This is a genomic window from Corynebacterium appendicis CIP 107643 (assembly GCF_030408415.1).
GTDB lineage: Bacteria > Actinomycetota > Actinomycetes > Mycobacteriales > Mycobacteriaceae > Corynebacterium > Corynebacterium appendicis.
This window is the reverse complement of record NZ_CP046976.1, coordinates 248,360-262,337: the sequence shown is the minus strand read 5'-3', so window position 1 is coordinate 262,337 and position 13,978 is coordinate 248,360. Positions and strand designations below refer to the sequence as shown.

The 13,978-nt window shown below is 66.0% G+C and carries 12 protein-coding genes and 4 tRNA genes; 1 reads left to right on the top strand and 15 read right to left on the bottom strand.

The window, feature by feature from the left end:
* Nucleotides 1-79 precede the first annotated feature (79 nt).
* The 8 genes from nusG to CAPP_RS01315 all read right to left on the bottom strand — a co-directional run bounded on the left by nusG (nucleotide 80) and on the right by CAPP_RS01315 (nucleotide 5,228).
* Entirely contained in the window at nucleotides 80-967 is an 888-nt protein-coding gene (nusG, locus tag CAPP_RS01350) for a transcription termination/antitermination protein NusG (RefSeq protein WP_084560458.1), read from the bottom strand.
* Nucleotides 968-1,362: 395 nt separating this feature from the next.
* On the bottom strand, nucleotides 1,363-1,686 hold the full coding sequence (secE, locus tag CAPP_RS01345; RefSeq protein ID WP_076598048.1) for a preprotein translocase subunit SecE: 324 nt from the start codon (nucleotides 1,684-1,686) through the stop codon (nucleotides 1,363-1,365).
* Between the two features lie 23 nt (nucleotides 1,687-1,709).
* Nucleotides 1,710-1,785 (bottom strand) — tRNA-Trp (locus CAPP_RS01340).
* 136 nt (nucleotides 1,786-1,921) lie between these two features.
* Nucleotides 1,922-1,993, bottom strand: a tRNA-Met gene (locus CAPP_RS01335).
* A gap of 65 nt (nucleotides 1,994-2,058) precedes the next feature.
* Nucleotides 2,059-2,131: transfer RNA gene (locus CAPP_RS01330), tRNA-Thr, on the bottom strand.
* A gap of 231 nt (nucleotides 2,132-2,362) precedes the next feature.
* Entirely contained in the window at nucleotides 2,363-3,916 is a 1,554-nt protein-coding gene (locus tag CAPP_RS01325) for a lamin tail domain-containing protein (protein ID WP_076598049.1), read from the bottom strand.
* Between the two features lie 145 nt (nucleotides 3,917-4,061).
* Nucleotides 4,062-4,146: transfer RNA gene (locus tag CAPP_RS01320), tRNA-Tyr, on the bottom strand.
* A gap of 65 nt (nucleotides 4,147-4,211) precedes the next feature.
* Entirely contained in the window at nucleotides 4,212-5,228 is a 1,017-nt protein-coding gene (locus tag CAPP_RS01315) for a polyprenyl synthetase family protein (RefSeq protein ID WP_076598050.1), read from the bottom strand.
* 80 nt (nucleotides 5,229-5,308) lie between these two features.
* On the opposite strand from CAPP_RS01315, the gene CAPP_RS01310 reads away from it, so the two are divergent.
* Entirely contained in the window at nucleotides 5,309-6,550 is a 1,242-nt protein-coding gene (locus CAPP_RS01310; RefSeq protein WP_076598051.1) for a geranylgeranyl reductase family protein, read from the top strand.
* A 22-nt stretch (nucleotides 6,551-6,572) separates the two neighbouring features.
* Here the strand turns inward: CAPP_RS01310 and CAPP_RS01305 are convergent, their stop codons facing one another.
* From CAPP_RS01305 to CAPP_RS01275, 7 genes are all read right to left on the bottom strand, one after another.
* Nucleotides 6,573-7,259: a demethylmenaquinone methyltransferase gene (locus CAPP_RS01305; protein WP_076598052.1), complete on the bottom strand. Its 687-nt coding sequence runs from the start codon at nucleotides 7,257-7,259 to the stop codon at nucleotides 6,573-6,575.
* Nucleotides 7,260-7,324: 65 nt separating this feature from the next.
* On the bottom strand, nucleotides 7,325-8,473 hold the full coding sequence (locus CAPP_RS01300; RefSeq protein WP_143313799.1) for a glycosyltransferase family 4 protein: 1,149 nt from the start codon (nucleotides 8,471-8,473) through the stop codon (nucleotides 7,325-7,327).
* A gap of 27 nt (nucleotides 8,474-8,500) precedes the next feature.
* The gene (locus CAPP_RS01295; protein WP_076598053.1) at nucleotides 8,501-8,971 is read right to left on the bottom strand and encodes a DUF3592 domain-containing protein; all 471 of its coding nucleotides are present in this window, start codon (nucleotides 8,969-8,971) and stop codon (nucleotides 8,501-8,503) included.
* A 2-nt stretch (nucleotides 8,972-8,973) separates the two neighbouring features.
* Entirely contained in the window at nucleotides 8,974-10,632 is a 1,659-nt protein-coding gene (menD, locus tag CAPP_RS01290; protein ID WP_076598054.1) for a 2-succinyl-5-enolpyruvyl-6-hydroxy-3-cyclohexene-1-carboxylic-acid synthase, read from the bottom strand.
* Nucleotides 10,625-11,266: a hypothetical protein gene (locus tag CAPP_RS01285; RefSeq protein ID WP_076598055.1), complete on the bottom strand. Its 642-nt coding sequence runs from the start codon at nucleotides 11,264-11,266 to the stop codon at nucleotides 10,625-10,627. Before CAPP_RS01285 ends, menD begins: the two co-directional genes overlap by 8 nt.
* A gap of 36 nt (nucleotides 11,267-11,302) precedes the next feature.
* Nucleotides 11,303-12,898, bottom strand: a complete 1,596-nt coding sequence (locus tag CAPP_RS01280) for an SLC13 family permease (protein ID WP_076598056.1) — start codon at nucleotides 12,896-12,898, stop codon at nucleotides 11,303-11,305.
* Nucleotides 12,899-13,018: 120 nt separating this feature from the next.
* Nucleotides 13,019-13,978: an o-succinylbenzoate synthase gene (locus tag CAPP_RS01275; protein ID WP_076598057.1), complete on the bottom strand. Its 960-nt coding sequence runs from the start codon at nucleotides 13,976-13,978 to the stop codon at nucleotides 13,019-13,021.

The following is a 13,978-nucleotide window of genomic DNA, read 5'->3' as shown; positions in this document are numbered from 1 at the left end:
TATGCCACCGGGGCATGCGCTCCCAAATCGCGAAAGACCCGGCCGGAGCCGGGTCTTGGTGCGCAAAGGGAGTCGAGCGCTACATGATGCGCTCGATCTGGTCGGCGGTGAGCTCGACCGGGGTCTCGCGGCCGAAGATGGACACGAGCGCCTGGATCTTGCCGGTTTCGGGGTCGATCTCGTTGATGGTGGCGGACACGCTGGCTAGCGCGCCAGAGAGAATGGTGACGGCCTCGCCGACCTCGAAGTCGTGCGCGACCTTCGGCTTCTCCTCCTGCTCCGGCATCGCGATGACGGTCTCGCCCTCGGCATTCGCGTCGGTCTTGGCGGCGTCTTCGTCGACCTTCGGCTCCTTCGGCATGAGGAATTTGGCCACGTCGCGGTGCTTGACCGGGGTGGCGTTGCCCTCGTTGCCCACGAAGGAAGTCACACCCGGGGTCTCGCGGACCACGGACCACGCGGCGTCGTTGATGTCCATGCGGACCAGCACGTAGCCCGGCAGAAGCTTGCGCTTGACAAGCTTCTTCTTGCCGTCCTTGAGCTCGATGGCCTGCTCGATGGGCACGACCACGTCGTAGATGGAGTCCTCCACCTCGAGGGTCTGGATACGCATGTCCAGGTTGGTCTTCACCTTGTTCTCGTAGCCCGAGTAGGACTGGATGATGTACCACTGGCCCGGCAGCTTCTTCAGCTCGCGGGTGTACTTGCGCAGGCGCGCCTTGTACTCGGCGTCGGCGGATTCCTCCGGCTCAGCGGCCAAGGCGGCCTCAGGGTCAGTCACGCCCTCAGCGTCGGCTTCCTGCACCGGCTGCTCCGGGACGTCGCCCTCGGCGACCATGTCTTCGCTCTGCTGCTCGGTGGTGTCCTCGGCGCTATCGACCGAGTCTGCGGACTCTGCGGCAGTCTCCTCCTCCGCGATTACTTCCGGGTCGGTGGATTCCTGCACGGCACCGCCCTCGCCGACCATCTTTTCGTTCTGCAGCTCGGTGGTGTCCCCGGAGGTTCCGTCCTCCGCGGGAGTGTCGTGGGAGACGGCGGAGGAGTCCGACTCCGTGTCAGTGTCCGATTCGGACTCGCCTTCCGCGTTCTCGTCGTCGTCCGTCGGTTCCGGGTCGGTGGACTCCTGCACTGCGCCGCCCTCGCCGACCATCTCGGCTTCGTTAGCTTCCTTGCTGTACTGGTTGTCGTCGGCCATGTCCGCTCCTTGAAGTCGGGCCCGCGCCGTGAAGCCTGGCGCGATGGGTTGTGGTGTCGCTATTGGTCCTTGAGTGCTGCCCAGCTTACTCAGCTAGGCGAAAAACTTATCCCGCCTTACCCAGTGTGCTGGGAGGCGGGATGTTTTCTCTATTGCGGAAGTATAGCTTAAGGGACGAGAACCTTTTCAACTACCCAGGCAGCGCCCTGATCGACACCCCAGACGAGGGCGGTCAGAACGATCAGGAAGCCGAAGACGATGAGGGTGTAGTTGAGCATCTGCCGTCCGGTCGGCCACACGACCTTACGCATTTCGCCGACGACTTCACCGGGGAAAGCCGCGACGCCGTTACCGGTGTTGTCCTGATCCTCGGAAGCCGACTTTTCGACGCGCTTCTCCTGGTAGGACTCGGAGGTGACAGAGCTTGCGCCGCTGCGCTGGCGCTTGCCGGCCGGCTTTGCGGTGTTCCGTCCAGGCTGATTATCAGTCACAGCTCTCCTCGAGTTGGTCTATATGGCAGGGGCGACAGGACTCGAACCTGCAACCTACGGTTTTGGAGACCGTTGCGCTACCAATTGCGCCACGCCCCTAGGTGCACTGTTTTCCGCTTCCGGCAGCTCGATCGATCGGGCTACCCTCGGCTGACAGTACGCCAACCCTACCACGGCACCTGCACGGTCCCGGAGTGGGTGAGCACATCTCCCCGACCGTTATCGAGGTGATGAGTAGCGATGGAGAGAATTGAACTCTCGACACAGCGATTATGAGTCGCTTGCTCTACCACTGAGCTACACCGCCATGTGTCCACTAACGAGTCACATGAGAAGAGTGAACCAATCATGCCCGTCGCTAGCAAACAACAGAGCCCCCTAGCAGAATCGAACTGCTGACCTTCTCCTTACCATGGAGACGCTCTGCCGACTGAGCTAAGGGGGCTTAAGCCTCTTAAGCGTTACCCGCTCGTTTGAAGCCTTTGAAAGATTAACCCGGCTCATATAAAACACACAAATCGCCAGGCTAACACGCGTTTTCAGCGCTCTTGAAACAGCTTATCGACGCCACCGTGACCCCTTCCCCGCCGTCCGTCAGGACTGACGGGAAAGGTGGCCAATGCTGCGCCGCGAAACCGTTCAGGACCAGCTGAGACTGGCCCTGGTTCGCGCTGTTTTAGAACGGCAGCTTGATCTCCACACCGAGGTTGTCCTTTGCCCACTGCGCGATCGGGCCGGCAGAGGCGATGCCGGCGAGGAAGGCCAGCAGCACGCCGAAGATGGTGCCGATCACGGCACCGGCGCTGGAGCCGCCGTTGGAACTGCCCTCAGTGCCGCAGTCGACGGTGCGCACGTCCTGCGCGCCTCGCATGGAAATGCCGTCGGCCACGCCGTCGTCGGCCCACAGGAAGCGGGTGGTCGCCTCAGCCTTGCCGCCGACACACTCGCTGGTGGTGGTGTAGGAACCGAAGCCCTCGTTGGCTAGGTTGGCGAAGTGTGCCGGGCGAGCCTGGATCTCAGAGTCTTCGACGAATTCGGTGCCGTTGTGGGAAAGCAGGATGGACTGGCCGTCGCAGGCTTCGTCGCAAAGCACGCGGAGCTGCTTGTCCTGCTGGCGGTAGTCGAGCGCCATGACGCCGGCGAACGGCGACTGGTATTCCTGCTTGAGCTCGTGCGTGCCGTCTTCTGCCAGGTCGAGGAAGTAGACCTTGCCGTCAGCCTCGACGCCGACAGCGAAGAGCTTCTGCTCCGGAATGTAGGAGATGGCCTCGAGGCCGGCGTTCGGCTCGATCTCGCCGACGATGTCCTTCAGGTTCCACTCGTGGGTCGCGGTGAGCGTCTCTGCGCCGTCCTCGACCTCGAAGCGGAGGACGGACGGGCGGGAGACCTTCTTGTCGTCGTTGTTGCGCTCGGTTGCGACATAAATCGCGCCGTCCGGGCCGACCGTGACGCCCTCGGCGTCGAGCGTGCCGGTGCCGTCGGCGTACTTCAGCGTCCAGGTGCCGGCGAGCGTGTACTTCTTAGCGGCCTCGTCGAAGTCGAGGGCGTACAGCTTGCCGGAGCCGTTGTTGACCACCCAGGCGCGGCCGTTGTCGTCGAAATCCACACCGGACATATCGTCGCCGGTGAAATCGCCGCCGAGGTCGACGTCGTAGACGTTGTCGTACGGCCACGGCTGACTCGCCTCCGGTGCGGCCGGCTCGTCATCGCCCGGCTGCTCTGCCGCGGCCTCGTTCTTCGCCCCGCGGGTAGATGCGCCGGTCGCGGCGAACTCGCCGGTCTTGTCCGGAACACGGCCCCAGGACGGCAGCACGTGGCCTTCCCAGGTGGTCTCGGCAACGAGATTGCCCTCGGCATCGTAGACGCGGACAGAGTCGCCCTTGCCCAGGCCGAAGCCCTCCGAACCGTTCGGAGTGTTGGCCGCGCCGTCCGTGTAGAAGGCGAAGTAGCCGCCGGACTCGACCTTGGTGCCCTCCGGGAACACGATCGGAGTGTGATCGTCCTTGTCGTCCAGGACCTTCCAGCCGGAAATGTCCAGGTCGAGGTTGTCATCGGTGTTAGCCAGCTCGACCCAGTCGCCGACCGGGTCATCGTTGGAGACAACCTCGTTGATGACCAGGGAGGACTTATCGGCCGTCTCGGCGGCGGAAGCCGGGACAGCGAGGGCAGACAGGGCGAGAGCAGCAGTCGCCGGCAGGGCGAGCGCGGCGCGGAAACGGGAGCGGGACACGGAATGATCCTTCACATATTGGGGACAGTCGTACCCGCCCGAAATTATCCCCGCACAGTGAACATCCACTGGCCTGAAAGTGACGTCCGCGTGACTGGAAAATGAAAAACGCACCGCGGTGAAATTTCGCGGTGCGTATTGTACGTGGTGCCAGGTAGAAGATTCGAACTTCTGAAGGCAATGCCGGCGGATTTACAGTCCGCTCCCTTTGGCCGCTCGGGCAACCTGGCGTGCTCGGACTACTCTACAGCAGCGGTACCCAGAAACAACAAACCGGCAGCTGAGAGCTATTGAATCAGCCGACGCGATCGACGGTGTACCGGGCGATCTGGCGCATGGCGTCATTGGCCGGAATGCCGGGAAGATCGTTGAGGCGGGCGTCGACGATGGAGAGGTAGCGGTGGACGTCGTCAAGCGCCCGCTTGCGGCCGTCCGTTTGCCCGATGAGGGTGAGGGCACGCTCCACGTCGGCGTCCTCGGTGAGCGGTCCCGTGAGGAGGCCGCGGAGCTCCTCGCCCGCTTCCCCTTCGTCCTGGAGGGCGTAGAGGACCGGGAGGGTGAACACGCCCTCGCGCAGGTCCGTGCCCGGGGTCTTCCCGGACTGGGCGGAATCGGAGAAGATGTCGATGATGTCGTCGACGATCTGGAAGACCATTCCGATCGCCTCGCCGAGCTCCTTGATGGTGCGCACCGTGGCCTCGTCCGCGCCCGAGTGCGTCGCGCCCAGGTAGGCGGCGGACGCGATGAGCGCACCGGTCTTTTCGCGGATGACCTCGAGGTAGTGCTCGACCGGGTCGCCGCCGCGCGCGCCGACGGTTTCGCGCATCTGGCCGGTGACCAGATCGCTGAATGTCTCGGCGAAGTGGCGGACGGTGGCGGTGTCGATCTCGCTCATCAGACGGGAGGCCTCGGCGAGCAGGTAGTCGCCGGAGAGAATCGCGACTGTGTTTGTCCAGCGCGAATTCGCAGACTCCACGCCGCGGCGCTTCGCCGCCTCATCCATCACGTCGTCGTGGTACAGCGTGGCCAGGTGGACCAGCTCCACGATCGCCGCGCCGCGGATCACGTTGTCCGCCTGCGGGTTCGGGCCGAATTCACTGGCCAGCACAGCCATCAGCGGACGGAAGCGCTTGCCGCCGGCTTTGACCAGGTGGGTGATCTGCTCGCTCAAGAAATCCGCGCCCTGGTTGAGGCGCTCAAACATGAGCCCTTCCACCCGGTTCAGCCCATCGGTGACGCGCTGCGCCAAAGCCTCATCGCCGAGGTCGGGCTGGTTGTCGACGGCTGGCGACGTGGGAGTGCCGTTGGTCATCTATCGTCCTTGCGGGGTCGTGCGGGTGAGCGTCCCCTTTACCGTAGTCCACCCATAAGTCATCTGGCACAATATGTGCAATGAAATCGTTTGAGTGCGTCGTCGTCGGCGCGGGACCCGCTGGTTCCGCCGCCGCAATCGCCGCCCGCCGCGCGGGGCTTTCGGTCGCTGTCGTCGATGCCGCGCCCCACGGCCGCGACAAGACCTGCGGCGACGGGCTGACCCCGCGTGCGGTGCACGCGCTGCAGGAACTCGGTCTCGACTCCGCGTTGCCCGCCTACCGCAACAAGGGCCTCAAACTGCACGGTTACGGCGGATCCCTCACCGCCCCGTGGCCCGGGGGTTTTTACGGCACGGAAGGTTCCGCCTCGCCGCGCTCGCTTTTCGACGCCTCCTTGGCCGATCTGGCCGCCTCCCTTGGCGCCGAGATGTTCTACGAATGCCCCGCCACCGGCGCTGAATTCGGCCAGGGCGGCGCAATCACCGGTGTGGTCACCCCGCGCGGAACGTTGGGCGCGAAGTGGGTGGTCGTCGCCGACGGGGTTCGCTCCCCCTTCGGCAAAAAGCTCGGTCGGAAATGGCACCGCGGGGAGGTCTACGGCATCGCGGCGCGCTCGTACTGCGCCAGCCCGTTCTCCGGTGAGCCGTGGATGCACTCCCATGTGGAGCTGCGCGACGGCGACGGCGTGGTCCAGCCAGGCTACGGGTGGATCTTCCCGCTCGGCGACGGCACGGTGAACCTCGGCTGCGGCGCCCTGTCCACCGATGCCCGACCGGCGAAAGTGAACACGAAGAAGCTGCTCGCCCTCTACGCCTCGCAGCAGCGCGCAGAATGGCAGCTGGGCGAGCCAGAAAACGTCACCTCCGCCCTGCTGCCGATGGGCGGCGCTGTGTCCAATGTCGCCGGCCCGAACTGGATGCTCATCGGCGACGCCGCCGCATGTGTGAATCCCTTGAATGGTGAAGGCATTGACTACGGCCTGGAAACCGCGATCATGGCGGTCGACCTGATTGTTTCGTCGGCTGGAAAGCGCCCCGATGTGACCTTGGCGTGGCCGCACGAGCTGCGTCGGAAATACGGCGAGGCCTTCGTGCTCGCCCGCACTCTCGCGCGCGTGCTCACCTACCCGCAATTCCTCCCCGCGGCAGGCCCGCTGGCTCTGCGGGGCGTGGGCGGGCGCTACCTCATGCCGGTTGCCGCGCGCCTGATGGGCAACCTGGTCACCGACGCCGACCGCGACCTGGTCGCCCGGCTGTGGCGCCTGGCCGGCGCGGGTGTCTCACGCCTACGGGCGGACAGCCCGCTGTGGGACCTGACATAAGGGTTCTGTCCAGGGATGTGGTTTAGGCCTTGACCGCGCCGTGCAGGGCGACAATTCCCAGTGCGAGGTTCTGCCAGCCGCAGTCGCTCCACCCGTTGGCGTTGATCGCGGCGGCCAGATCTTCCTGGTCCGGCCAGGCGCGAATGGATTCCGCCAGGTACTCGTAGGCCTCCGCGTTGGAGGAGAACACCTTGCCCAGCAGGGGGATCACCCGCGGCAGATACTCGCGGTAGATGGTGGAAAACACCGGCACGACGGGGGTGGAGAATTCGTTGACCACCAGACGCCCGCCCGGCTTGGTCACGCGCGCCATCTCGCGCAGGCCGGCCTCGAAATCGTGGACGTTGCGCAGGCCGTAGGAGATGGTCACGGCATCGAAGGTCTCGTCGGCGAACGGCAAGTGCATGGCATCGCCCACGACCTTCGGCACATCGCGGTGTGTGCCGGCCGCCAGCATGCCCTGCGAGAAATCGCATGCGACGCACCACGCGCCGGACTTGGTCAGTTCCACCGTGGACACTGCCGTGCCGGCGGCGAGGTCGAGAACCTTCTCCCCCGGCTTCAAGTCCAGGCGCTCACGGGTTCGTTTGCGCCAGTAGCGGTCCAGGCCACCTGTCATCACGGTGTTGGTGATGTCGTAGTTCTTGCCCACTTCATCGAACATTCCCGCCACGTCCAGCGGGTTCTTCTCCAGGTTCGCCTTGGCCATAGCCAAAGAGTCTAGGCGACTGCGCCGCCACTGCCCTACTGAGCCAGGCAGGGGTGGGGCGGGGCTTAGCGCTTCAGGGGACGGCGGCCCTTCTTCGGGTAGCCGTCGATGACTTCCTGGTAGTAGCCGAGCAGCTGGTCGCACAGGGCCGGCCAGGTCTTGTCGGCGACGGAGGCGCGGGCGTTGGCGCTCATCTCCTCCAGGGTGCCGGGGGCGAGGATCGCGGCGGCGGAGGCGGGCAGGTCGCGCTCGAAGGTGTCCACGTCGAGCAGGTCGCCGTTGTAACCCGGCTCGATCAGATCGATCGGTCCGCCGGCGCGCGGGCCGATCGTCGGGGTGCCGGAAGCCTGCGCTTCCTGGATGGTCTGGCCGAAGGTCTCGAATTCGCCGGTGTGCACGAACAGGTCCAAGCTGGCGTAGGCGGCGGCGAGCTTCTTGCCGCTGAGCTGGCCGGTGAACACGGCGGTGGGCATGCGCTTGCCCAGGGTGCGGCGCAGCGGGCCGTCGCCGACGATGACCAGCTGGATATTCGGGTCCCCGTGCAGGGCGACGAGGCGCTCCACGCCCTTCTCCGAGGCCAGGCGGCCGACGAAGCCGACGATCTTCTTCGTGCCCGTCGGGTCCCACTTCTTGCGCAGCTTCGCCGAGCGGCGGTCCGGCCGGAACAGCTCCGAATCCACGCCGCGGCCCCATCGGCGGATGTTCTTGATGCCGTGAGCTTCGAGCTCGCCGATGGTCACCGAGGACGGCGCGAGCGTCATCTGCGTCGAATTGTGCAGTTTGCGGGCCCACACCCACGCGGCGGACTCGAGGAAGCCGACATGGTAGCGGGCGGTGTAGCCGGCCACGTCGGTCTGGAACAACGCGATCGCGGGAAGGTTCAGGCGCTTGGCAGCCACAGCGCCTGCGCCGCCGAGCACGAACGGGCTGGCCAGGTGCACGACATCCGGTTTGAATTCGCGCAGCACGCGTGTGGTCGCCCCGTTCGGCACACCGATCGGGAGAGAATCCACCAGCGGCACCATCACGGTGGGCACGCGCACGACGCGAAATCCCGCGTATTCGGCGATCTCCTCTTGGTTCGCACGCGCACCCGGCGCGACGACGATTGCTTCGTGGCCGGTGCGCTCGAGATGTTCCAGCACACGGAGGATCGAATTCGTCACTCCGTTGACGTTGGGCAGGAAAGACTCGGCGACAATGGCAACACGCATGTGGGCATTATTCATGCCCCGCGCTAATTAGTCTTTGCTTTCACGGGAACGCGAGGTGAATTTTCGTCCCTGTGACGCGCGCTTTTTGCCTAAGGAGTTCACGCCCAGCCACGCGGCCGCGGCAATGAGGGTGGACACGGCGCCGACGGACAGCGCGGGCACGATCGCCAGCGTCCAACCGCGACCTTCCACTTTGACGATATCGGGGTTGCGCTTGGCGTAGGTCACCCACACCTGTTGCCCATCGCCGAGCCCGGACGGGTACAAAAGGCCGCGCTGCGGGGAGTGGAAATTGCCGGCCTCGTCCTGGTAGTCGACAGAGGTGCGGGTCCAGCTCACCCCGGTCACGGTGGCGATGCCGCGGCCGGGATCGCGGGAGATCGTGTAATCGTTGTACGCCGGCCCCGCGACCATTGCGATGCTGCCCAGTATCGCGCACGCGTACAGCACGATGATGAGCTGGTGGAGGCGCCGCCGCGCGACCTTGACCCGGGCCATCGCTATTTTTTCAGCCGCTCGGACAACGCCCGACGCGTCGCGCGCGTGGTCGCGGCCTCAATCACGACAACGGGCTCAGGCTTATCGACGCCGTCAAGCAGCGCCGCCGTCAATTCCCCGATGCTCTCCACCCTGCGGTAGGCGGCGCCGAATCCCGCGGCGATCGACTCGATGTCCGCGTCGTGCGGCGTGCCGAAGGCCTGCTCGAAATTGTCGCGGACGGACTCCGCCCCGACCTCGAGGGACTCGAAGATGCCGCCGCCGTTGTCATTGGCCACCACGATGGTGAGGTTGCCCGGGCGTGGCTGGTCCGGACCAATGAGCAAGCCGCCGGTGTCGTGCAGGAAGGTCAGGTCGCCCACCAGCGCAACGGTCCGCGGCGCACGGATCTCGTCCGGGTGCAGCGACTGCGTCGCCAGTGCCACGCCCACTGCCTGGGAGAGCGTGCCGTCGATGCCTGCGGCGCCGCGCGCGGAGTAGGTGGACACGCCGTCGAAAGGCATGCCCAGAAGGCTCGCGTCGCGCACCGGGTTCGAGGACCCGAGAACGAACGTGTCGCCCACCGCCAAGGTGTCGCACACAGCCGCCGCGGCGTGCAGGCCGGTGAAGCCGAACGCCTCGTCCTCCAGCGCCTTGCGGACAGTCTCGGCGCCCACGTCACCGGCGGCCTCGCAGATCTTCAGCCATGTGTCAGTCGGCTGGCCACTCGCCTTCACGCGGCTGCCCACGCGGTCCGGGTTGCCCGTGACCGTCCCGGTACGGGTGATGCCGATGACCTCGATGGTGTTGTCCGCCAGTAGCGCCATGACATCGCGGTGCAGCGTCGGGTGGCCCACCACGATGACCTGGTCCGGCTTGGTGGACGCGGCGAAATCGCCGCCGCCGTGGCTAATCGCCACCTCGTCCTGGGTGAAGAACCGTGCGGCCAGCGGATGCACCTGGTGGAACGGCGTCGGCGCGGTCGGCTCGGCGATCGTGGGAACGTGCTCGAGCCCGGGCACCTCCCACGCCTCGTCGCCGGCGATGACGAGCGTGTTCTTGGTCAGGTCGACCTCGACCTCGCCGTGGTCGACTGCCCCGGCAGGTCCAGTGTCGGCGGCGCCGCGGCCCTCGGACGGGCGCAGGCGGCCCGGCCCCACCCGGCGCGGGGTACCCGCAGGCTCCGGCAGAGCCTCCGGCACGAGCGGGGTGTCGAAGGCGACGTTGATGTGCACCTGGTCCGCGTCAAAGCTGACCGCGTCGCCGACCTGGATGACCTGCTGGGTGGCGGCGTACCGGCCGAAAATGCCCTGCTGCCAGATCGTCTGCGAGGCACCCGTGCCCACGAGGCGCTCCGGTCTGTCCGCGCTGACGATCGCCAGCGGGGTGTGCGACATGTGCGCCTCAATGACTGCGGGGTACGTGTTCGCCACCGCAGTTCCCGAGGTCATCACGACACCGACGTGGCGGTGTTGGACCCGGGCAAGTCCCAGGGCGGTGAAGGCGGCGGATCGTTCGTCGATACGCACGTGCACCCTGATGTCGCGGCGGGCGAGCAACGCGTACGCGAGCGGCGAGTTGCGCGAACCGGGGCTGAGCACGACATCCGTGACATGCTCGGCGAGCTTGTCGACGACATACGCCGCCAGCCGCGTGGAATCCGACTGTGCGCTGTTAGCCATTCAGATACCCGTCGAGCTGGTTGAGCAGGTCCTCCGCGCCGTCGCGGTACTCCTCCGGAATGTCGTCCGGGAGCTCGGAGGGCAGGCCTTCCGGCAGCTCGGGCGCATTATCGCCGCCCGGCTCGCCCGGCGCACCCTCGGCGTCCCCGTTCTCGTCGTTATTGCCGTCGCGCTTGAACAGGCCGTCGAGGATGCTCGACGGCGTCGTGGTCACCGTCTCCGTCTGTGTAATGGTCACCGGAGCCGGCTCGGGCTTATTCGCCCGCGATTCCGCGCCGCGCCACAGGAAGAACATGGCGATGGCCGCCAGGCCCAACAGGAGCGCGAGCACCGCCATGACGATCGAGCCCGCGCCGCCGCGCGACTTTCCTGAATCCGACGGCTCGGGGCGGTACGGCTCGTCGTATGGCTCGTACCCCCCAGAACTGTAGCTGCTGCCGTACTGGGTTTCCGGGTAATTCGACTGGGAGGAATAGCGCGAATCCCCCTCCCCCGGCATGTACTGCCGCGGAGCGGACTGGCCGGATTGAGAGCTTGCGCTCTGGGAGGAGGACTGTGACGGGGACAGGTAACGGGTGCTCGCGTCAGAGACGTCGTCACCGTGGCGCCCAAACTGGCGGGTCTCATTATCCATGGGGGACATTCTAGTCCCCGCAGGAGACCACGCCTATTAAGGAAGCGTCAGGCCGAAGACCGGGACAGCAATCGCGTAGGTGGCCAGAGTGGCCAGGACCAGGCCGATGACGTTGAGCCAGATGCCACCCTTGATCATCTCGCCCATGGTGACGTAGCCGGAGCTGTAGGCGATCGCATTCGGCGGGGTCGCCACCGGGAGCATGAACGCGCAGGTCGCGGACAGCGCCACCGGGATGGTGAGAAGCAGGACGTTGATGTCGCCTGCGGCCGTGAGGCCGATGCCCACTGCGACGCCGCCCATGATCGGCAGGAAGGTCGCGGCGGTGGCGGTGTTGGAGGTCAGCTCCGTCAGCAGCAGGATGAGCGCGCCGACAGCGGCGATGAGCAGAATCGTCGGCAGGCCGGCCAGGCCCTTCGACGCCTCACCGATCCACAGCGACAGACCAGACTGGGAGAACATCGCGGACAGCGACAGGCCGCCGCCGAAGAGCAGCAGGACGTCCCACGGAATGTCCTTCGCGGTCTCCCAGTCGAGGATGCGCTTGCCGTTAGACTCCGCCGGGATGGTGAACATGAGCAGGCCGGCGATGATGCCCACTGCGGCATCGTCGTAGCCGATCTCCCAGCCGAAGTAGTCGATTCCCAGCGGGACGAAGACCCAGCACAGTGCGGCGGCGACGAAGATGATGCCGGACAGGATCTGGCCGGTGGTCCACCCGCCGAGCTTCTCAAGCTCCTCGCGGATGAGCTCCTTGCCGCCCGGGATCTCGTCAACCTCCGGCTTGAACACGTTGATGAGCACCACCCAGGCGATCAGGGTGAAGATCACTGCGACCGGGACACCGACGAGCATCCACTTGCCGAAGCCGATCTCGATATCGTGCGATTCCCGCATGTAGCCAGCCAGCAAAGCGTTCGGCGGGGTACCGATCAGGGTGCCCAGCGAGCCGATCGACGCCGAGTACGCGATGGCCAGCATGAGCGCGGTGGCGAACTTCTTCTGGTTCTGCATGCCGCCGACGTGGTCGGCGGTCAGGGTCAGCACGGACACACCGATCGGGAGCATGACGACTGCAGTCGCGGTGTTGGAGACCCACATCGACAGGAAGCCGGTGGCCACCATGAAACCGAGAATGATGCGGCGCGGGCTGGTGCCGATCAGCATGACCACCCACAGCGCGAGGCGGCGGTGCAGGTTCCAGCGCTGGATGCCCAACGCCAACAGGAAGCCGCCCATGAACAGGAAGATGGTCGACGATGCGTAGGGCGCGCTGACCGCCTTGAACTCCGCCACATTCGCCAGCGGGAACACCGCCAGCGGAATCAGCGCCGTCGCGGCGAGCGGGATCGCCTCGGTCATCCACCAGACAGCCATCCACACCGCCACAGCGGCGACAACGCGCATCGTCTGCGCGGTGTACTCGACCTCGGGGTCAGCACCGGAGGATTCGCGGACGACGTCGGCCGCACCGGACGGGAAGATGAAGTACACGATCACAGCAGCGACGATGCCGAGCACGAGACCGATGAGCTGGCGGCGCCACACGCCCTTCTCGGGGGCATCGGCGAGGTCGCCGTCGGAGAGTTCCGTCGCATGTTCAGTCACGGCGGTTGAATACCCTGTGGTCATGGTGGGCCCTCTTCCTGGGTAGGAGCTACACGTTTTCTAGGCATAACTTAAGTCACACTTACACCAGGAACGAAAAATCACCCCCCGGAATACCCCAATCCGGGATTCGGGATGTCCGATTCAGTCCCCCAAATACGGCAGGCAACGTGTCACGCGCTCGAACCACCAGTCTTTGCGCTCCCCCGGCGCGGCCAGTTCGGTGAGCCGGTCCGGATCGGGGGTGGCATCCCTGATCCGCATGCGTCCGCCGGCGAAATCGAAGGGCTCGGCCACGTCCTCGATGAAGAGCCGCTGCGTGGCCAGGCCCGCGGCCTGCGACCCGGTCACCTTCGCCGCGACCAGCCCGGCATGGATCCCCACCGCGGTGTCGAGGGCCGACGCCACCGTGAGCTTTAGTCCGAGATCCCCGCTGATTGTCATGAGCCTGCGCACCCCGCCGAGCGGCGCCACCTTGGTCACTGCCACGTCTGCGGCATTCAGTTCAGCGACCCGGTACGGGTCGGCTGCCTTCCTAATCGACTCGTCCGCAGCGATCGGCGTGCTCACTCGCCGGCGCACCTCCGCGAGCTCCTCCACTGTGGCGCAGGGCTGCTCGATGTACTCCAACTCCCCCAGCACCTCGGCCGCGCGCACTGCCTCGTCGACGCTCCAGCCGCCGTTCGCGTCTACGCGCAGTACCGCGTCCGGCCGCGCGGCGCGGACGGCGGCGACCCTCGCCGCGTCGTCGTCAAGCGTCTGCCCCTTCTCCGCGACCTTGATCTTGAACGTTCTCGCCGACGGGTACCGCTCGAGCACCTCCGGCACCCGGTCCGGGCCGACCGCCGGCACCGTGCCGTTGACCTCCACCCAGCCGTCGCCGGTGTCGAGATCCCCGTACCCCTCGTACGCCGCCTCTAGACCAGCCGCGAGCCACGTCGCCGCCTCCGCGTCGCCGTACTCCACGAACGGGGCGAACTCGCCCCAGCCCGCAGGACCGTCGATGAGCAATGCCTCCCGCGTCGTGATCCCCCGAAACGGCACCGCCATCGGGAGGGCGACGACGTGGGCGCGGTCGAGAATATCGTCGATGGTTGGGCTCAT